Origin of the sequence: Marinicella pacifica (genome assembly GCF_014636635.1) — a bacterium.
GTDB classification, from domain to species: domain Bacteria; phylum Pseudomonadota; class Gammaproteobacteria; order Xanthomonadales; family Marinicellaceae; genus Marinicella; species Marinicella pacifica.
This window is the reverse complement of the sequence record NZ_BMEO01000004.1, coordinates 1-19,750: the sequence shown is the minus strand read 5'-3', so window position 1 is coordinate 19,750 and position 19,750 is coordinate 1. Positions and strand designations below refer to the sequence as shown.

Below are 19,750 nucleotides of genomic sequence, written 5' to 3'. Positions count from 1 at the left end.
CAGATTAAACAATGGATTCGCTAAGCGATTTTAGCTTCTTCACGGGTGGTGTAAGCCTGGGTTCGGTCAAAAGCATCATGCGGAAAATCATCCACAGCAATCACTTCGGCAACCTGTGCCCTGACTTTGGTCAGGGTGTTAAATTCGCTTTTGTTAATAATATCGCGTTCCAGAGCCTGGTTAAGTTGTTCAGTGGGTTCGATGGCGTCAATTTCACCGCTTTTTTCTGCTTTCAAAATCCGCCGTTCCAGAGGTTCGGTGTCGATGACTTTGGCCAGTACCTGATTCATTTTCGCCACCAGATTGTTTTCTGAAACTTGTTTGTCGATGCCATCACACAACCGATCACGGGTTTCATTGGGCGATAACATCAAAGAAGCCACCTTATGACCCAAACGGTCACCCGGTGGTAATTCATGGGTGCCCAAAGGGAATATGGTTCGGCGCAACATAAAGCCAACGGCTTTGTTGGGAAAATTGTAACTGAGTATTTTAAGGGCCTGCTCGATTTCATAAAAATGATGGTGCAGCGCCCAGGCCACCAGCGGTTGATCCGCGCTTTGTTCACCTTGGTCACGGTAGCGTTTAAGCACCGCTGATGCCATGTATAAGTGGCTCAGGACATCCCCTAATCGGGCTGAGGTGGATTCACGTTTTTTCAGAGAACCGCCGAGGGTTAACATGGCCACATCGGCAGCAAAACCGAAGGCGGCACTGTATCGGGTGATTCTGGAATAAAATTGCTTGGTGAATTTATCACCCGGACCCGGTTCCAGCCGCCAACTGCCCAGACCCATAAAGAATGAGCGAACTGCGTTTTGGAAAGTATAACCCATGTGTTTAAACAACAGATGGTCAAAGGTTTTTAAGGATTCTTCTTCATCGGCTAAATTGGCGGCTTCCATCTCTTTTAGTACATAAGGATGACAGCGAATCGCCCCCTGACCAAAAATGATTAAGCTGCGGGTTAATATATTGGCACCTTCCACAGTAATCCAAATCGGCGCTCCCATCCAGGCACGACCCAGATAATTATTGGGACCCATAATAATGCCTTTACCTCCATGAATATCCATGGCATCGGCGATGATATCGCGCGCCATGTCGGTGGTGTGCATTTTGGCAATCGCTGAGGGCACCGATGGCCGTTCACCGCGGTCCACTGCGGCTGCGGTCATGGATGAAACGGCCGCACATGAGTAGGTTTTGCCGGCAATCCGACACAAGGCTTCTTCGATGCCTTCAAACCGGCCAATCGGTAGATTAAATTGTTTGCGGATGCGGGCGTAAGCGCCGGTGGCATAAGCCACCATTTTGGCACCACCTGTGGAACTTGATGGCAGGGAAATGGCGCGACCCACGGCCAGTACTTCAGACAGCATACGCCAGCCGTGGCCAATCATTTTTTCGCCGCCGATGATGGCATTCATTGCTACAAACACATCTTTACCACGCACCGGACCGTTCATGAATAAGACATCCAGCGGTAAATGTCGGCGACCAATGTCCATGCCGGGTGTGTCGCTTGGGACCAATGCCAGGGTAATACCCAGATGTTCTCTATCGCCCAGAATCTTATCCGGGTCGGTCATTTGAAAGGCCAGTCCCACCACGGTGGCCACCGGTGATAAAGTGATGTATCGTTTATCAAAGGTGAGGCTGATGCCGAGCACCTCTTTGCCGTCAATTTTTTTCTTGCAAACCACCCCTTTATCGGGAATCGAAGTGGCATCTGACCCGGCGCTGGGTGCGGTTAAACCAAAACAGGGAATTTCCTTGCCTGCGGCCAATCGGGGCAGATAATGGTTTCTTTGTTCATCGGTACCGTAATGTAATAACAGTTCAGCCGGACCCAGGGAGTTGGGTACAGCGATGGTGGCACCGGCCACGGCACTGCGCGAGGCCACCTTTTGTAAAACATAAGAATGGGCCAGTGCAGAAAAACCCAGCCCGCCGTACTCTTTGGGGATAATCATGGCGAAAAATTTCTCATTGGCGATAAATTCCCAGACTTTTTTGGGCATATCGCCTTTCACATGGTTATACTCATGTTCATCAATCATTTCACACAAAGTCTGAACGGGGCCATCCAGAAAAGCCTTTTCTTCCGTACTTAATTCGGGTTTTTTCATGTTATGCAGACGCTTGAAATTGGGTTTGCCGCTGAATAATTCGGCATCCCAATGGACGGTTCCTGCCTCTAAGGCAACCCGTTCAGTTTCTGACAATTGGGGCAGCGCTTTACGGAAAAAAGTTAAAAAATGTTGGGTGAAATATTGCTGCCGAATGCTCTTAATATTTAAAAACAATGCCGGTAATGCAAATAAAAGTAAAATGAAGAACCCGGCCCAAAATGAACTGTCGGTCAAAACAATACTTGCGATGAGGACAATGGCGGTGGCCAGGGTCCAGGTTTTTACAGAAGTGCGTACATATGCACAGGCCAGGGTGACCAGAATATACATGCCTAATAAAGCCAGAAAACTCATGATGGTGCCTTAATAATGTTTAACATACGGTACAGTATGGCGACTGTTGACGCTGATGTCAATACGCAGGCGTATGGAAAATCTAAATTTCTCATTGACCCCGTTCAAAATGTGGTTATGATAAAGCCATGATGAAGCAAAACAAGGCCATTAGCGAAAGCACCAAAAAGAAATCATTGAACCCAAAAGACTGGGAGCAAGCCACATTAGAGGTGATTGCGCATCAGGGCGTCAGTGCGGTGGCCGTGGAAACCATTGCCAGGGTGTTGGGTGTAACCAAAGGTAGTTTTTACTGGCATTTTACGAACCGCAAAGACCTTATTATTGCAGCCTTAAAACGCTGGCGTAACGAAGATAATAAAGTCATAAAACAACGCGTCCTGTCTGTTAATGACCCTTACAAACGTCTGAAAACCTGGTTTTTGTTATCATCAGAGCCCTATCAAAGTCATTTGATCTACGCCACCTTGCTGGCTGACCGGCAACACAGTTATGTGTCAAAAGTGCTCAAAGAAGTGACTGTTGAGCGCCTCAGTTACTTACAACAATGCTATCAGGACATAGGTTATACGGAGACCAAAGCCAAACAGCAGGCCTTGTTGGCCTATTCTGTCTATGTGGGTTATCTGCATATGACCAAAACCCTCCACGGTCAGTTTAAACATGATGATAACATTGAAGCCTACGTCAAACATGTGGCCGGTCAGTTAATACACCCGCCTGAAGCCATATCCATCGATTTATCGCCGCAAAATCTCTAAAATATCCCCGGGCAAAGCCTGAAGTAAATTGATGCTTTAAAATTGGATTTAAACCTGAATAGTCAAGTGATGTTAGGCAAATAAATAGCTTGTTTAGGCGACTTTTTTTTGCTAATATCGGCTTTTATACGGTATTTAACTATAATAATTATACAATGAGACGAGCTGTCCTTTTACTTTTTGCCTTTTTATGCATGCCCGGTCAGGTTCTGGCGGTCAAAGGTTATGCGGTGGCAGATGACAGTTTTGATTACCCCGATCACATTGTTGAAATTGATTTAAATTCCGGAGATTTTCAAAGTTTTGGCCAGATTGCCGATCCCTATATCGGTATCGAAGGTATGGCCATTTCAAATAACAACATCATTTATGGCGCCGATGACAACACCAAAACATTGGTGCAGATTGATATTTCCAATGCCCGGGCTCTGCCGGTGGCCAATGTCAAGCAAAATTTTGGTTTTGCCAATCTTCAGGAAAGTCACGATTACGGCATGACTTTTGCCTGTGACGGCAGTCTTTATCTGGTTGTTAAAAGCAACCAGAGTCTCTACCGGGTCAATCCGCAAACGGGTAAAGCCTCACTTATCGGTGTTACCGGACATAATTTTACTTCATTGGCCTCCTGGGACAATCGTTTGTATGCCGTTGCATCAGGTGATTTCAACTTATACGAAATCAACCCGCAAACCGCTGACGCCAATTTAATTGGGCCTTTGGGTGACTTGGGCGGGGGTGTTGAATTGTACGGCTCCGGCATGAGTTTTGATGCCGATGGTCAATTATGGATGGTTATTAACTTGAGATTATCTGACCCGCTCAATCCATTGCAGTCACGTATTTTTAAAGTGAATCATCAGTCCGGCCATGCGGACTATATTGCGGATACTTTGGTGGGCGTGGAGTCTTTGGCCATTGCCAATGGTCAAGGTTGTTCTCGTGGAACCCCGCTGATGGAACAGGTTCCGGCTTTGTCTCTATTTAACCTGTGGTTATTGGCTATGGTTATGATTCCATTTGGCTTGTTTTCAGTGCGCAAAAACGCATAACCGCTCTTTTATCTTTTCCTTCTATTATTTTCTTAAAGCGCTTGGTTTCTGGAAAGCTGCTGAACAGCTTGACCCGCCGAGCCGGTTAGGCCAGGTAAATGAAGTCATGCGGTTTTGCGAAGCAAAGAAGCGTGACGGAATGTCCGTTAAGGCCGTGAGCGTAGCGACCGCTTCCGCTCCAAGCTCACGCGGCAGACCTCCATCCATGGAGGCCAATCAGAGGCGATAAGAATAGCCAATGTGCATATGGCGGTTTTGACGAAGTCAAAGAAGCCTTATGTGAATAGCGTCATTCGTGCGAGGTTATAAGATATAGTCGCCGCGGCCGCTTTCATTTTTGTCGGGAACAAAAGTGAATGAAGTCCCAAGATTATTCCATTATAATACGAATTTAAACAGTCAACCCTTTGGAGTTATTTATGGGTATTAGTGTAACGCAACTTGTTATCATTTTAGTGGTGGTGGCTTTGATTTTCGGCACCAAGAAGCTTCGCAATATCGGTGGTGATTTAGGCGGTGCCATCAAAGGTTTCAAAAAAAGTATGCAAGATGATGAACCGGATGAACTCACCAACCAAAAAACTGAACAGACCGAATCAAGCCGGGAAGCTAAAAAAGAAAAATAAGTTATGTTTGACATAGGTTTTACCGAATTGTTATTGGTTTTTGTGGTGACTTTATTGGTGGTGGGTCCTGAAAAATTACCCGGTGTGGCCCATAAAATGGGACGTTTTTTTGGACAAATTAAACGCACTTTTAACCAGATTAAACATGATGTCGAACAGGAACTTGAAATTGAAGCGGTGAAAGCCAAATTGAAAGAAAACGCCATGGCCGAAGAAGCCCGGCAACTGGCTGAAGAAATGTCAAAAACCATTGACATTGAATCTGAATCAAGGCCAGACGCGAACACCCAAGGCAAGTCGCACCCTTCAGCTGAACAAAAACCCAACAAGGAAACGCATGACTGATTCAGAACAGTCGATTATCGACCATCTGATCGAACTGCGCAGTCGCTTACTCAAAGCGGTTATGACCGTGCTGGTTTTAATTGTTATTATGTTTCCCTTTGCCGGCAAAATCTACACGTTGATTGCCAAACCGGTGATGATAAATTTATCTGCCGGCACCGAGATGATTGCCACCGGTGTATTATCACCATTTTTAACCCCGTTCAAAATGGTGATAATTCTGGCTGTAATTATCAGCATGCCGGTTATTTTCTATCAGATATGGGCCTTTGTGGCACCGGGCTTATATCGTCACGAAAAACGCATTGCCATGCCCATTTTATTCAGCGGTATTGTGTTGTTTTATTTAGGTTGTGCCTTTGCTTATTTTGTGGTGTTTCCGATTTTGTTTGTTTTTCTGCCAAGCATCGCCCCTGAAGGGGTGGTTTATATGCCAGACATCAATTCCTATTTAGACATTGTGATAAGGCTGTTCTTCGCTTTTGGGCTGGCTTTTGAAATTCCTGTCGCGGTGATTATTTTGATTGTTTTGGGTGTCACATCATCCGCTCAGCTGGCAGCGAAAAGACCCTATATTATCGTCGGAATTTTGGTGGTGGCCATGCTTTTGACGCCACCGGACCCAAGTTCTCAAGTGTTACTGGCCATTCCCATGTGGATTCTGTTTGAATTTGGTCTTATCATGGGTCGGATTTTGCGTCAACGCAGACACCATGCAGAACACAGTGCCCGCGATTAATGGTGATAATTTAATGCGATTTGACGGCATCTTGTCACCCTGTCAAGCTATTTAATGGATACATCATGACACAAACGAAGAAAGAAATATTTAGAGCTGATTATCAACCACCCAATTACTGGGTGCGGTGGGTTGATTTGGCCTTTCTGGTTGAGCAAGACCATACATTGGTGAGCGCCCGAATCCTGTTTAAACGCAATCGGGCAATCATGGATAATACATTGTTTTTGGACGGTCAACATTTATCTTTACAGCGTCTATCCATTGATGGTGATGAAGTCGCTGTTGATGATTTGTATCTGACTGACCGGGGATTGTTGCTGCATGATTTACCTGATCAGTTTGAATTGCGCAGTGAAGTAAAAATTTACCCCGCGGAAAATACAGCCTTGGAAGGCTTGTACCAATCGGGGGAATTTTTTTTAACCCAGTGTGAAGCCGAAGGCTTTCGGCGCATCACTTATTACCCTGATCGACCGGATGTGCTGGCTCCCTTTACGGTGACTATTGTGGCAGATAAAACCCGTTATCCGGTTCTGCTTTCCAATGGCAACCGGTTGGCTGCCGGTGACTTGTCTCATAACCGTCATTACTGTAAATGGGTTGATCCACACCCCAAACCCAGTTATTTATTTGCCATGGTGGCCGGTGATCTGGCTTATATTGAAGACCAGTTCACCACCGCCAATAATAAACAGATTCAACTGCGCATATTCACAGAACAACGCAATATAGACGCTTGTGATTACGCCATGCAGTCACTTAAGAATGCCATGCGTTGGGATGAAGAGCGGTTTAATCTGGTCTATGACTTGGATGAATATAACATTGTGGTCACCGATGATTTTAATATGGGTGCCATGGAAAACAAGGGATTGAATATCTTTAATTCCAAATATGTGCTGGCCAAACAGAATACTGCCACCGATCAGGACTTTATTCACGTGGAGGCGGTCATCGGTCATGAATATTTTCATAACTGGACCGGTAACCGGATCACCTGTCGTGACTGGTTCCAGTTAAGTTTAAAGGAAGGATTAACCGTGTTTCGCGATCAGGAATTTACGTCCGATCAGCAGTCGCGGGCTGTAAAACGAATAGAAGATGTGCGACATCTTCGCAGTGCTCAGTTTGCAGAAGATGCCTCTCCCATGTCGCATCCTGTGCGACCGGATTCATACATTGAGATTAATAATTTTTACACCCTGACAGTATACGAAAAAGGTGCCGAAGTGGTGCGAATGTATCACACCCTGCTGGGTGAGACCGGTTTTCAAAAAGGTATGGATTTATATTTTAAACGCCATGACGGAACGGCTGTCAGTTGTGATGATTTTCGTCATGCCATGGCTGATGCCAACCAAATGGATTTGACTCAGTTTGGGTTGTGGTACAGTCAAAACGGCACGCCGGTTGTCACCGCTGAGTCAGAATATGATGCCGATGAAGCCTGTTATCGGCTCCGTTTTGAACAACATCCGCCGGACAGTTACCGTGGAAAGACTGCCTGGCAACCGATGCATATCCCCATAAAACTGGCATTGTATGATGACACCGGTCGTCCCCTTAAATTAAACCGACAGAGCGACACACACATTGTTTTTGAATTGACCCAAAAACAACAATCGTTGGAAATCGAAAATGTGTCAGGCCGGCCAACGCCCTCTTTGTTACAGGGATTTTCAGCGCCGGTACGTCTCAAACAGAAACTGACTTTTGAGGATTGGGCGTTTTTGGCGCAGCACGATCAGGATGCATTTAACCGATGGGATGCAGCGCAACAATTGCAACAAAATATCATTTTAGCCAAATACCGTGCTTTGCAAGACAATGAAACACATAAAACACCCAAGCTATTTTTTGATTCTTTTAGACAGTTACTGTTAAATGAAAAACTGGACAAAGGTTTGGTGGCACTGGCCATTACCTTGCCCACTTTGCAATCGCTGATTGTGAACATGGATGCCGTCGATGTGGCGGTGCTGCATCGGGCCAAAGAACAGCTGGTGGATGAAATCAATCAGCATCTGCAGGTTGAGATTTTATCGGTTTATCACCAAAACCATACAGATGAACCTTATCAGGTCAGTGCCCGGCAAGTGGCGCAAAGAAGCCTGAAAAACCGTTGTTTATGGTATCTGGTACAATCCGGCAACAAAGAATTTTATCATCTGTGTCATCAGCAACATAAAAATGCGGATAATTACACCGATACCATCACCGCTTTAACTTTATTGGCTCATCGCCAAGCGCCGGGTTATGAAGACCTTTTGGCAGACTACTACAATCAGTGGCAAGAACATCCTTTGATGATTAATAAATGGCTGTCCATTCAGGCGACGATTCCCGCTGAAGATACCCTGGATCGGGTCAGACAATTGATGGAACTGCCGGTTTTTTCTTTGAAAAATCCCAATGCGGTACGCGCCGTTCTGGGGGCCTTTTGTGCCGGTAATTTGACCCGGTTCCATGCCCCGGATGGTTGTGGCTATGCATTTTTAGCTGATCAGGTTTTGGCTTTGGACACCATCAATCCGCAAATCGCCGCCAGAATGGTGAGTTTATTGAATGATTTTAGACAATTTCACCCGGATTTGCGTCATCAGATGCTGTCGCAGATAAAACGCATCCATGCGGCTGATAAGCTTTCGGCCAATGTTTTTGAAATTGTGGACAGGGCCTTGCAGTCGTCCGAATCATGACGCATTATCCAACCATTAAGCAGTTGCGCTATTTTAATGCCCTGGTGGATCACAATCATTTTGGTCAGGCTGCAGCCAGCTGTTTTGTTTCCCAGTCGGCATTCAGCGTGGCGATCAAAGAGCTGGAGAAAACGTTGGGTGGTCAGTTGGTGGACCGCACCAATAAAAGTGTCACCATCACCAATTTAGGCCGTGAAGTTTATCAGCAATCACAAGCTGTGATGACGGAATTGCAAAAATTATATGATCTGGCTCAGGGTAATTTAAAACCGTTGTCAGGTCGGCTGGCGATGGGCATGATTCCCACCATTGGTCCTTTTGTGATGCCGGACTTGTTGCCCTACCTGAGTCAACATTTTCCGGATTTACAGTTGGAAATTCACGAAGGCAAGACCCATGATGTTTATGAGCAATTAATGGAAGGCCGTTTGGATGTTGTTCTGTTGGCTTTGCCTTATGAATTACGCAGCGTTGAAACATTGTCATTGTACAAAGATCCGTTTCGTTTGATACATGGCCGTGATTATCAATTCAATAATCAAAAATCCTTCAATATTAATCGGATTGAAGATGGTTCAGTGTTGTTGCTGGATGATGGTCACTGTTTGCGGGATCACGCCATCAGTGCCTGCCGCATTCAGCATGTGGATAAGGTCAGTCATTTTACCGCCAGCAGTTTATTGACTTTAATCGCCATGGTGCGACAAAATCTGGGGGTCAGTTTTATCCCGCAAATGGCTGTTAATTCGACCCTCATTGATAATGAAATCGTGATCAGAGACATGGATAAAAAAGCTTATCGGGAAATTGGCCTTGCCTGGCGCAAAGGCAGCATACGGGCACAGGAATTCAGATTATTGGGCCAGGCACTTATCGAAGCATGTGACATTAAGAAAGAGGTTCTTTTGGGCTGATCCAAATCATTGAAGCTTGTCTGCCGGGAGATTTGTTTAAACGCCATGAGTCGTAACTGTTATCTTCATACGTACAAATAGCGGCATCTTCAATGCGGCAAATTTTATAATCAGTCAGCTGAACAGAGGCCAGTTTTTTTAAATCCGCATAACAGTGGTTATCAATCACTTCAGTAAAAGCCCGATCCGCGTCCGGATGGGTCTTAAGATAATGGTTTTTAAAAGTGTTGTCCACCTGATAATGATGGGGGCAGATGGATGGACCAAACCAAACAATCAGTGGATGCGGTGATTGAATTTTCTGTAAAAGTTTCGTGAGTATGCCTTGATAAAGACTGCGCCAGCCGCAGTGCACAGCCGCCACAAAACTCACGGCTTCATCAGTGATCAATACCGGTAAACAATCGGCGGTCATGATGACGCACAAAATACCTGTCTGACGGGTATAACAGGCGTCCGCGGACTGCCAAAAATGCTGTGATGGCACGCTGTTTAATTCAAGGCATGTATTGCCATGAACCTGTTGCATAAAAACAGGACGGTGCGGTAAGTTAAAGATATGGGTGATTTCCTGCAAAACGTGAGTACCACCACCGGTTGGATGAATGTTCAATCGTGGGTGTGACGTGATTAACAAATCACGGTGGGTTTGTAAAATTTTGACGATTTTCGATTTGGTTTGGTGAACAGTGTAAGGATTATACATGCTGTAAAAAAATAAGGCCGGCTGATAATGCTAATGTGGGAGAGGGAGTAAAGCCACAAGTATCTAAGGTTTGTTCAACCGGCCCGTTAGTGCTAACAAATAAGTTATAACTAACCAATAAGCCCATAATACCTAAAAAAACGAACATATGTTCATTTTTAGTGATTTATTCGGCATATTCCACCTCAAAATGATCATTTTCAGCATCCGGCCGGTCTAAATCATGCAAATCATCCAAAAGGTGACATAAATCGTCAGGTATTGGCGCGGTTACCTCAATCTGTTTATCGAGTAAGGGGTGGGTAAAGGCCAGTTTGTGGGCATGCAGAGCCTGTCTCGGAAACGCTCGGATAATGGTTTTAAGTTCGCCGTCAACCGAGGCATTGAGCCGGTTTTTATTGCCATACACCGGATCGCCCACCAGCGCGTGTCCCAGATGGTGCATATGAACACGGATTTGGTGAGTACGCCCGGTTTCCAGTTGTACCCGCAGCACGGTGAAATTCTTAAAATGCTCAGTTGGCCAATAATGGGTTACAGCCGGTTTACCTTTGGTCGTGACTGCCATTTTAGTGCGCTGGCTGGGATGTCGGCCGATGATGGTTTCCACCGTGCCGGGTTTTTTAATGCAGCCTTTGGCGACACAAAAATAAGTCCGTTCCACCCGATGGGCTTTAAGCATATCGATCAGTTTTAGTTGACATTCAGCCTCTTTGGCAACCACCATTAAACCGGAAGTTGCTTTGTCAAGTCGATGAACAATACCCGCACGCGGTAACATGCGTTGGGCCTCACTCAGCCCCAATAAGCCATTTAATAAGGTACCATCCGGATTGCCACTACCGGGATGAACAACCAGGCCGGCCGGTTTATTGATAACCATTAAGTGCTTGTCTTGATAACGAATATCTAAGGGCATGTTTTCAGGCCGATCTTCAACCGACTGTTCAATTTTGACCGCAAGGCAAATTGTTTCAAATCCTTTCAAAATATATTTACTTTTGGTATTATGACCGTCGATTTTAACGGCACCCTGTTTGATCCATTGCTGTACAGCATTGCGAGAAAAGTCAGGGAACTGTGCCGATATAAATTGGTCTATGCGTGTACCTGCATCATCTGACTGTGCATACAGTGTTTTTTTTATGTGTTGAGTCTGTTCATTCATACGCCTATTTTAATTGACCTCAGGATATAAACCCATGTTATATACCAAAAAATTTAATCGACTGACCCGCATTTTGGTGTTGATTGTCAGTATTACGCTGTTACAGTCATGTGGCAAAAAGGATGATGTCCGTGAAGTTGAAGTCACTAAACAAACAGCGTTGGAAATGTATTTAGAAGCCAAGCGCGCATTGGATGCCGGTGTCTGGACCGCGGCCGAAAACAAATACAAGGATTTAAGATCTCACTATCCTTTTGGTCACTACACTGAACAAGGGTATCTGGAACTGGCATTTGCTCAATATAAATTATTTAAAATGGAACAAGCCATTTCAACCGTTGACAGATTTATTAAAAATTACCCCGCACATAAAAATCTGGATTATGCCTACTATCTGAAAGGTTTGATTTATTTTAACAGTGAACGCGGTTTGATGCAGCGTATTAACCCCAGTGAATCGGCAGATCGTAATCAGGAAAACATTCGCAATGCTTTTTCGGCATTTAAAAACTTTGTCGAACGTTATCCAGACAGCGACTATGCCCCGGACGCGCGTCAGCGGATGGTCTATTTGAAAAATCAATTGGCGGCCTATGAAGCCCAGGTGGCAGCCTATTATTTGCGGCGTGGCGCGCCGATTGCCACCATAAACCGCTGCAAATTTGTGCTTCAGGCCTACCAAAATACACCGGCTGCAGCGGATGCTTTGGCGCTCATGGCAGCGGCCTATGAAAAATTAGATGAGCCTGCATTGGCAGAAGAAACCAAAAGTATTCTGGTTGCAAATTATCCTGATCATGAATATTTAAGTACCGGTGAGGTCAACACACAAACTCAGGTACTTAGCTGGCAAGAAATCTGGCCGTTTTAAAAAAATCGCAGCCAGGGGTTACTCGTGGACATTTTATCTGCCACCATATTACTTTTTTTGATTATGGATCCATTGGGTAATGTGCCCATTTTTTTAAGTTATTTGGAACGCTGTGAGAACCGCTATCGGGTGCTTGCCCGAGAGCTGATTATGGCGCTGGTGGTGTTATTTTTGTTCTTGTTTGTGGGTGAGCAGATGCTCAGATTTCTGCATCTCGAACAAAGTTCGGTGTCTCTGGCCGGAGCCATTATTTTATTTATTATCGCCTTGCGCATGATTTTCCCGGTTACCCGGCAGTACGGTGATGAGGAAGAAGAAGAGGAGCCTTTTCTGGTGCCTCTGGCCATTCCTCTGGTGGCCGGACCATCGATTCTGGCCACCCTGATTCTGATGGCCAGTAAGCATCCGGATGAATTGGGCACCTTATCGATTGCTTTATTGGTGGCATGGGTGTTGTCATCCATTATTTTGTTTTCTGCCACCGCCATGCAAAAATACCTGGGTAAAAACGGTATGATTGCCATTGAACGCCTGATGGGCATGTTGCTGATTGCCATCGCGGTTCAAATGTTTCTGGACGGGATTCGAAATTTTGTTGGCACCGTATAAATAACATCCAGCAATTCACTGGCTATTCAGACGACAGCCTTTATAATACCCACAGCGCTGATTGTTGACAACAGCGACTTTTTACAAACCAAAACGAACTCAGGACTTGATCAATGCAACGACAGGTACCCACAACATATCTGCTCATCGGTGATGGCCGCCTGGCACGTCATCTTGCTCATTATTTTACGGCCCAAAAATTGCTGTTTGAACAGTGGAGTCGACGTCGCCATGATGACCAGATCTTACAAAAAATGGCAGCCGATGCAGACTGTGTTTTGTTGTTAATCGATGATGATCAGATTGATGATTTTATCAACAGCCATGCATTTTTAACCGTTAAAACCTTGATCCACTGTTCAGGTTCTTTAGTCAGCCGCTTTAGCCGTGCCTGTCATCCGTTGATGACTTTTGGAGACACGCTTTACCCAGATTCATTTTATACAAACATTCCTTTTGTGTGTGATGAAGAGGCTAATTTTAACCAGCTTTTTCCACAGCTCAATAACCCGAGTTTTTCACTGTCCCAATCCAAAAAATCGCTTTACCATGCTATGGCGGTGATGGCTGCTAATTTTCCGCAGTTTATCTGGCAAAGTTTGTTTCAAATGTGGGATGAAAATTTAAATCTGCCGCATCAATTACTCAAACCGCTGGTACAGCAAAGTATGCTCAATAGCTTTGAATCACCGCAAAAGGCCCCCACCGGCCCTTTTGTGCGTGGAGACTCCAAAACCATTGAACGGCATCAACAGGCCCTTAAACATACACCACTGGCAGATTTATATGAGTGTTTTCACCATTGGATTTTGAATAAAGAAGGCGGGGTTAGGGTATGAATTTAAATGATTTAAAACAAAAACATGCCAACGCTGAAAAACTCGCCATGCTGACTTGTTATGATTTTAGTTCAGCCAAAATCATGAACCGGTCTGCAGTTGATATGATTTTAGTGGGTGATTCTGCGGCCATGGTGATGCATGGTGAAAACGCCACATTGCCGATGGATATTGAGCGCATGCGTGACCATGTTCGTGCTGTGGTGAAAGGGGCGCCGGATAAATTTATCATTGCCGACATGCCATTTCTCAGTTTTCGTCAATCCATTGATGCTGGTATGCAAGCGGTAAAAACTTTGATGCAAGCAGGTGCCCATGCCGTCAAGTTAGAAGCGGTTGATGGCCATGAAGAATTGATTCAACACATTGTGCAGTCTGGCATACCGGTGATGGGTCACGTCGGATTAACACCTCAATTTATAAATCAGTTCGGTGGCTTTAAAGTTCAGGGAAAAGACCGGGTCAGTTACGATAAAATACGTGCCGATGCGTTAAAATTACAAAAATTGGGTTGTTTTTCCGTGGTTTTAGAGTGTGTGCCGTCTGAATTGGCTCAACAAATCACAGCAGAAACTGATTTGATCACGATTGGTATCGGCGCCGGTTCGCAGGTGGATGGCCAGGTGTTGGTGATGCACGATATGCTGGGTTACCCTTCTGCCTTTAACCCTAAATTTGTGCGGCATTATTTAGATGTTTCCAATTTGTTTGAGCGTGCTTTTAATCAATATGTTGAAGATGTTAAGAAAGGCGATTTTCCGGCCGATAAGGAGAGTTATTAATGCGGGTTTTAAAGGACATTGAGGCGTTACACAGCTGGCGACGTGATAAACAGGAACTGGGATTTGTGCCCACCATGGGTGCTTTGCACGACGGGCACTTACAGTTGATAAAAAAAGCCACCCAATCAGTGGATTGCGTATTGGTCAGTATTTTTGTAAACCCCACGCAGTTCGATCAGCAGCAAGATTTAGAAACCTATCCGCAAAGCCTTAAAGAGGATTTGGCATTGCTGACTGACGCCGGTGTGGATGCCGTGTTTGTGCCTCATGAACATCACATCTATCCTCAGGGGCATCGGTTTGATATCTGTGAAAATGAATTAAGCCGGCTGTTTTGCGGGGCACATCGGAAGGGTCATTTTACCGGTGTTTTAACGGTGGTGATGAAATTGTTTCAGCTGGTTCGGCCCGATTTTGCTTACTTTGGAGAAAAAGATTACCAACAACTGCAGTTAATCAAGGCAATGGTCCGGGATTTCTTTTTGCCGGTTAAAATTATTGCCTGCCCCACAGTGCGCAATCAAGATGGTTTGGCTTTAAGTTCGCGAAACCGAAGGTTAAGCCCCGAAGAACTCAATTTAGCGCCTATGTTTTATCAGACATTGATTGATGATGACGACATCGAATCCAAAATAAGTCGTTTACAGGCTTTGGGTTTTCGGGTTGATTATTTGCAAGTTTATGAAGACCATCTGCTGGCTGCAGTCTACTTGGGTGATGTGCGCTTGATTGATAACGTTCCGCTGAACAAATCGACATGAAAAAGCTGCTGTTAATGTCCGGATCCATTGCCTGTGCCAAAACCAGTGGCTTAATTTCAGCCTGGGTTAAAGCCGGTGATCAGGTTCAAGTGGTGGTAACGCCATCGGTTAAACAATTTATCGGTTATGCAACGCTGGAGGGATTGAGCGGTCGTGCTGTTATGGACAATGTGTATGTCTCGGGCGCCATGATGGACCACATTAATATCAGTCGATGGGCTGATGCCGTGATTCTGTGTCCGGCCACCGCCAATGTGATGAATAAAATTGTGGCCGGTATTGCCGATGAGGTGGTATCCACGGTCTGGATGGCGGCTTATGGTCAGAACAAACCTATGGTTGTGGTGCCGGCCATGAACACTAAAATGTGGGACTACCCGGCCACCCAATCATCGGTGAAAACCTTGAAAAAATGGGGCGTGAATATCATTAAACCGAAGAACGGTATTTTGGCCTGTGGTGAAGAGGGGGCCGGTCGGCTGCCTGAAGTGGACGAGTTGCTGACAGATATTGAGGCCTTATTATGCAAATCTTAATCACTGCCGGCGGTACCCGTGAGCCGATTGACGGTGTTCGTTATATAGGTAATACCAGCACCGGTCGAACCGGTGCTGTATTGGCTGATTATTTGCAGACACAAGGTCATGATGTGACCTGGTTGGGTGCACAATCTTCTCTTAAGCCAGGTTTGGTTACCGATTGTCATATTTATGTGACCAGCCGACAGCTGGCAGATGGCTTGCAATCTTTATTAAGCAGCCGCTCGTTTGACGCTGTTTTTCATGCCGCTGCGGTGAGTGATTACCAAGTAGATTCCGTGACCAGCCTTGGTGAGTCTGTGTTCAGTGAGAAAAATCTAAAAATACATTCCGATGCAAATACATTGCAAATTAATTTAAGCCGACAGCCTAAAATTATTGATTCCCTGAAACAATGGTCTTCGAATAAGTCTGTTCAAGTGGTGGGTTTTAAACTCACCCACAGTAAAGACCCTGAGCAGCATAAACAGGCCATCGAAAAACTATTGAACCGGGAAGGTGTTGATGCTGTGGTCCATAATGATATGAACGACATCAGTGAAAGTCATCATCCTTTTACCTTGCATGTTCCGGGCCGTTCCCCCATTGACTGTGATGATATATTAACGGTTTATCGTGTGTTGGCGACTTTATGGGAGATGAACGCATGATACTTTGTTTAGATGTGGGTAACAGTCACATGCATGGTGGCGTTTTTGATGCAGATTCACTAATAATACAGTTTCGCATGGCCTCTAAATCAGGTGCCTCTTCCGATGAATTTGGTTTATTTTTGCGCAGCGCTCTGCGCGAAAACGGCGTTAATCCCAATACCATAAATGCGGTGTCGTTGTGTTCTGTGGTTCCGGAAGTGCTCTATTCCATTAAGTCAGCCTGCCAGAAATACATGAAACTGGAGCCTTTTGTTTTGCAAGCAGGTGTCAAAACAGGGTTGCAAATCGGTTATCAGAACCCGCAAGAGGTTGGCACTGATCGCATTGCCGGCGCCATGGCAGCCGCTTATTTATTCTCTGATCAGAATTTGATAATCATTGATCTGGGAACGGCCATCACTTTTTGTGCGGTTTCTGCACAAAAACAATACCTGGGTGGTGTAATCATGCCGGGTCTCAAAATGGCCATGCAGGCATTAGCCGGCGGGGCTTCAAAATTAGGCACTGTTGAGATCACACAACCGCAAAAAACCCTGGGCCGCAACACCGTGCACAGCATTCAATCGGGTCTTTTTTATGGTGTCGAAGGTGCCATTAAACACATTATCGAACGGCTGACTGATGAATTGTTTAAATCACAACCGCCCACAGTGATTGCCACCGGAGGTTTCGCGGCCATGTTCAGCGATGGTCAATTATTTAATCACACAGTACCGGACCTGGTTCTTAAAGGCTTAAGTCTGGCGTACCGTTTAAACCATTAAACCACTAACAATATGAATATCGAATTACTCTATTGCAAAATTCACCGTGCCACGGTGACCCAGGCCAATCTCGATTACGAAGGTTCCATTTCCATTTGTCCGCATTTGATTGAGGCTGCCGGACTTTTTATCAACCAAAAGATTGATGTCTTAAATTGTAACAATGGATCGCGTTTAACCACCTATGTCATTAAAGGCTCACCGGGGCAAATTTGTCTCAACGGCGCTGCTGCCAGACACAACCAACCGGGTGACAACGTGATTTTGGCCAGTTATGCTTCTATGAGCCGGGAAGAAGCTAAAACCCATCAACCCAATTTGGTGTTTGTGGATGCTGAAAATCGCATTAAAGTGCTGAAAAATAATGAATTGAGCAATAATCCTTCATGGCATCATTTGGCAAAGTAATAAAGGGTTGTTACGGTAACAACACACATTTATATTTGGCAAAAGTACCACTGTCCACTATAATGCAAACACGATAACAAAAGCTAATCTAACAGGACTATTTCATGAGTGATCGAGATTCGGTGTTTTTCAGAAACTTCGCTTTTTTTACAGCGGCATTAACTGTGCTGACCATTGTGTTGATATTAATTGGACGATCTGTACATCATTATGCCATGGATGACCAAAGTAGCCAGCTTGACCGCGGCGCGGTACATAAAAATATTCAGCCTGTTGCCACGGTTAATACAGACCCCAATGCCACTTCAGCCACGCCCGAAGTGGCTGTCAGTGAAGCGCCATTTGGCGGTTCTGTGGATGGACAGGTTATTTATGACAATGTTTGTATGGCTTGTCACACAACCGGTGCCGGTGGTGCCCCCCAGCTCGTTCACGCTGAATGGGACGCCAGAGTTGAACAGGGTATAGATACACTCTATAAGCATGCCATTGAAGGCTTCACCGGTGACAAAGGACTGATGCCGGCCAAAGGCGGTCGTTCTGATTTAACCGATGAACAGGTTAAAGCTTCCGTGGACTATATGATCGACCACCTGCAATAAGTTTTTCAATAAGCCGTAATTAAAACCGCAACGCCATAAACGTTGTGGTTTTTTTGTTTAGATTGGATTGATATTAGATGAATCGGCATAAAATAATGGATTGATTTTTTAAAACCCCTTTACAAAGCACAATGAATGGCTATAATGCGCATTCTTTGCAAACATCGGTTGTCAAGCCGGTGTTTTTTTATCGCTGAAAACAGTTGATAAAAAAGCTTGCAAAGCAGAATTTTCGGGAGATAATACCCGACCTTTGAGCAAGGTCATTGGCAAGAAATTGTTGATGAGGAAAGCGGAATTAAAAATAGTTTCAAAAAAGCTTGCAAAAGGAAAAAAATCAGCGATAATATCGCACCTTTCCCGAGCGAAATGCCGGGATTATTTTAAGGTTAGAATCGGTATGATTTTAGCTTTAAAAAGAGTAATTTAAAAACTCAAATAGATAACTTGTGTGGGCACTTGAGTTGATGTTAATAACAGGTACAACGACAAAAAGTGACCATAACTATCACGTAATTTCTTTTTAAGATAATACAGTTAGGTCAAACCGAGAGAATGTAACAGTTTTCTCACAATGAATAAGGTGCTGATACTTTTTAGTATTGGTATCGCAATTTAATTGAAGAGTTTGATCCTGGCTCAGATTGAACGCTGGCGGTATGCCTAACACATGCAAGTCGAACGGTAACAGAGAGTAGCTTGCTACTTTGCTGACGAGTGGCGGACGGGTGAGTAACGCGTGGGAATCTACCCAGTAGTTGGGGATAGCCCGGAGAAATCCGGATTAAAACCGAATAATATCTACGGATGAAAGGGTGCCTCTTCTTGAAAGCACTTGCTATTGGATGAGCCCGCGTTAGATTAGTTTGTTGGTGGGGTAACGGCCTACCAAGACTGCGATCTATAGCTGGTTTGAGAGGATGATCAGCCACATTGGGACTGAGACACGGCCCAGACTCCTACGGGAGGCAGCAGTGGGGAATATTGGACAATGGGCGCAAGCCTGATCCAGCAATACCGCGTGTGTGAAGAAGGCCTTCGGGTTGTAAAGCACTTTTATGTAGGAAGAAGGTGTGTGTGTTAATAGCACATGCATTTGACGGTACTACAAGAATAAGCACCGGCTAACTCCGTGCCAGCAGCCGCGGTAATACGGAGGGTGCGAGCGTTAATCGGAATTACTGGGCGTAAAGGGTACGTAGGCGGCTTAATAAGTCAGATGTGAAATCCCCGGGCTTAACCTGGGAACTGCATTTGAAACTGTTGAGCTAGAGTGAGTGAGAGGTTAGTGGAATTCAAGGCGTAGCGGTGAAATGCGTAGAGGTCTTGAGGAACATCAGTGGCGAAGGCGACTGACTGGCACTACACTGACGCTGAGGTACGAAAGCGTGGGGAGCGAACAGGATTAGATACCCTGGTAGTC

The 19,750-nt window shown here is 45.1% G+C and carries 20 protein-coding genes and 1 rRNA gene; 18 read left to right on the top strand and 3 right to left on the bottom strand.

Features of this window, described 5'->3' with window-relative positions; translation table 11 throughout:
- Window positions 1-20 precede the first annotated feature (20 nt).
- Window positions 21-2,480: an acyl-CoA dehydrogenase gene (locus tag IEV16_RS05840; RefSeq protein WP_443093954.1), complete on the bottom strand. Its 2,460-nt coding sequence runs from the start codon at window positions 2,478-2,480 to the stop codon at window positions 21-23.
- A 137-nt stretch (window positions 2,481-2,617) separates the two neighbouring features.
- Between IEV16_RS05840 and IEV16_RS05835 the strand changes: the two genes are divergently transcribed.
- The 7 genes from IEV16_RS05835 (at window position 2,618) to IEV16_RS05805 (ending at window position 9,625) form a co-directional block, all read left to right on the top strand.
- On the top strand, window positions 2,618-3,250 hold the full coding sequence (locus IEV16_RS05835) for a TetR/AcrR family transcriptional regulator (protein WP_188364748.1): 633 nt from the start codon (window positions 2,618-2,620) through the stop codon (window positions 3,248-3,250).
- 89 nt (window positions 3,251-3,339) lie between these two features.
- Entirely contained in the window at window positions 3,340-4,299 is a 960-nt protein-coding gene (locus tag IEV16_RS05830; protein ID WP_371869799.1) for a DUF6923 family protein, read from the top strand.
- Between the two features lie 419 nt (window positions 4,300-4,718).
- The gene (locus tag IEV16_RS05825) at window positions 4,719-4,925 is read left to right on the top strand and encodes a Sec-independent protein translocase subunit TatA (RefSeq protein ID WP_188364746.1); all 207 of its coding nucleotides are present in this window, start codon (window positions 4,719-4,721) and stop codon (window positions 4,923-4,925) included.
- Between the two features lie 3 nt (window positions 4,926-4,928).
- Window positions 4,929-5,270, top strand: coding sequence for a Sec-independent protein translocase protein TatB (gene tatB, locus IEV16_RS05820; RefSeq protein ID WP_188364745.1), 342 nt, complete (start codon window positions 4,929-4,931; stop codon window positions 5,268-5,270).
- Window positions 5,263-6,009 (top strand): twin-arginine translocase subunit TatC, encoded by a 747-nt coding sequence (tatC, locus tag IEV16_RS05815; protein ID WP_188364744.1) that lies wholly within the window; start codon window positions 5,263-5,265, stop codon window positions 6,007-6,009. Before tatB ends, tatC begins: the two co-directional genes overlap by 8 nt.
- Before the next feature lie 65 nt (window positions 6,010-6,074).
- A complete protein-coding gene (pepN, locus tag IEV16_RS05810) occupies window positions 6,075-8,711 on the top strand; it encodes an aminopeptidase N (RefSeq protein ID WP_188364743.1) in 2,637 nt (878 codons plus the stop codon).
- On the top strand, window positions 8,708-9,625 hold the full coding sequence (locus IEV16_RS05805; RefSeq protein ID WP_188364742.1) for a hydrogen peroxide-inducible genes activator: 918 nt from the start codon (window positions 8,708-8,710) through the stop codon (window positions 9,623-9,625). Before pepN ends, IEV16_RS05805 begins: the two co-directional genes overlap by 4 nt.
- On the opposite strand, the gene pgeF is transcribed toward IEV16_RS05805, so the two are convergent.
- Both pgeF and rluD read right to left on the bottom strand, forming a co-directional pair.
- Window positions 9,600-10,331 (bottom strand): peptidoglycan editing factor PgeF, encoded by a 732-nt coding sequence (gene pgeF, locus IEV16_RS05800; protein ID WP_188364741.1) that lies wholly within the window; start codon window positions 10,329-10,331, stop codon window positions 9,600-9,602. The genes IEV16_RS05805 and pgeF overlap by 26 nt on opposite strands.
- A gap of 166 nt (window positions 10,332-10,497) precedes the next feature.
- The gene (gene rluD, locus IEV16_RS05795; protein WP_188364740.1) at window positions 10,498-11,499 is read right to left on the bottom strand and encodes a 23S rRNA pseudouridine(1911/1915/1917) synthase RluD; all 1,002 of its coding nucleotides are present in this window, start codon (window positions 11,497-11,499) and stop codon (window positions 10,498-10,500) included.
- A 34-nt stretch (window positions 11,500-11,533) separates the two neighbouring features.
- On the opposite strand from rluD, the gene IEV16_RS05790 reads away from it, so the two are divergent.
- The 11 genes from IEV16_RS05790 to IEV16_RS05740 form a co-directional block, all read left to right on the top strand.
- Window positions 11,534-12,370, top strand: a complete 837-nt coding sequence (locus IEV16_RS05790) for an outer membrane protein assembly factor BamD (protein ID WP_188364739.1) — start codon at window positions 11,534-11,536, stop codon at window positions 12,368-12,370.
- 24 nt (window positions 12,371-12,394) lie between these two features.
- A complete protein-coding gene (locus IEV16_RS05785) occupies window positions 12,395-12,979 on the top strand; it encodes a YhgN family NAAT transporter (protein ID WP_188364738.1) in 585 nt (194 codons plus the stop codon).
- A 113-nt stretch (window positions 12,980-13,092) separates the two neighbouring features.
- Window positions 13,093-13,818 (top strand): DUF2520 domain-containing protein, encoded by a 726-nt coding sequence (locus IEV16_RS05780; RefSeq protein ID WP_188364737.1) that lies wholly within the window; start codon window positions 13,093-13,095, stop codon window positions 13,816-13,818.
- Window positions 13,815-14,600, top strand: coding sequence for a 3-methyl-2-oxobutanoate hydroxymethyltransferase (gene panB, locus IEV16_RS05775; protein WP_188364736.1), 786 nt, complete (start codon window positions 13,815-13,817; stop codon window positions 14,598-14,600). The genes IEV16_RS05780 and panB overlap by 4 nt, the downstream gene beginning before the upstream one ends.
- Window positions 14,600-15,361, top strand: coding sequence for a pantoate--beta-alanine ligase (panC, locus tag IEV16_RS05770; RefSeq protein ID WP_188364735.1), 762 nt, complete (start codon window positions 14,600-14,602; stop codon window positions 15,359-15,361). The genes panB and panC overlap by 1 nt, the downstream gene beginning before the upstream one ends.
- A complete protein-coding gene (locus IEV16_RS05765) occupies window positions 15,358-15,897 on the top strand; it encodes a flavoprotein (protein ID WP_188364734.1) in 540 nt (179 codons plus the stop codon). The genes panC and IEV16_RS05765 overlap by 4 nt, the downstream gene beginning before the upstream one ends.
- Complete coding sequence (locus tag IEV16_RS05760) at window positions 15,885-16,550, top strand: phosphopantothenoylcysteine decarboxylase domain-containing protein (protein ID WP_188364733.1); 666 nt, start codon at window positions 15,885-15,887, stop codon at window positions 16,548-16,550. Before IEV16_RS05765 ends, IEV16_RS05760 begins: the two co-directional genes overlap by 13 nt.
- Window positions 16,547-17,317: a type III pantothenate kinase gene (locus tag IEV16_RS05755; protein WP_188364732.1), complete on the top strand. Its 771-nt coding sequence runs from the start codon at window positions 16,547-16,549 to the stop codon at window positions 17,315-17,317. The genes IEV16_RS05760 and IEV16_RS05755 overlap by 4 nt, the downstream gene beginning before the upstream one ends.
- Before the next feature lie 12 nt (window positions 17,318-17,329).
- Window positions 17,330-17,725 (top strand): aspartate 1-decarboxylase, encoded by a 396-nt coding sequence (gene panD, locus IEV16_RS05750; protein WP_188364731.1) that lies wholly within the window; start codon window positions 17,330-17,332, stop codon window positions 17,723-17,725.
- 104 nt (window positions 17,726-17,829) lie between these two features.
- Window positions 17,830-18,327 (top strand): c-type cytochrome, encoded by a 498-nt coding sequence (locus IEV16_RS05745; RefSeq protein ID WP_188364730.1) that lies wholly within the window; start codon window positions 17,830-17,832, stop codon window positions 18,325-18,327.
- A gap of 616 nt (window positions 18,328-18,943) precedes the next feature.
- Window positions 18,944-19,750, top strand: a 16S ribosomal RNA gene (locus IEV16_RS05740); the annotation flags it as partial.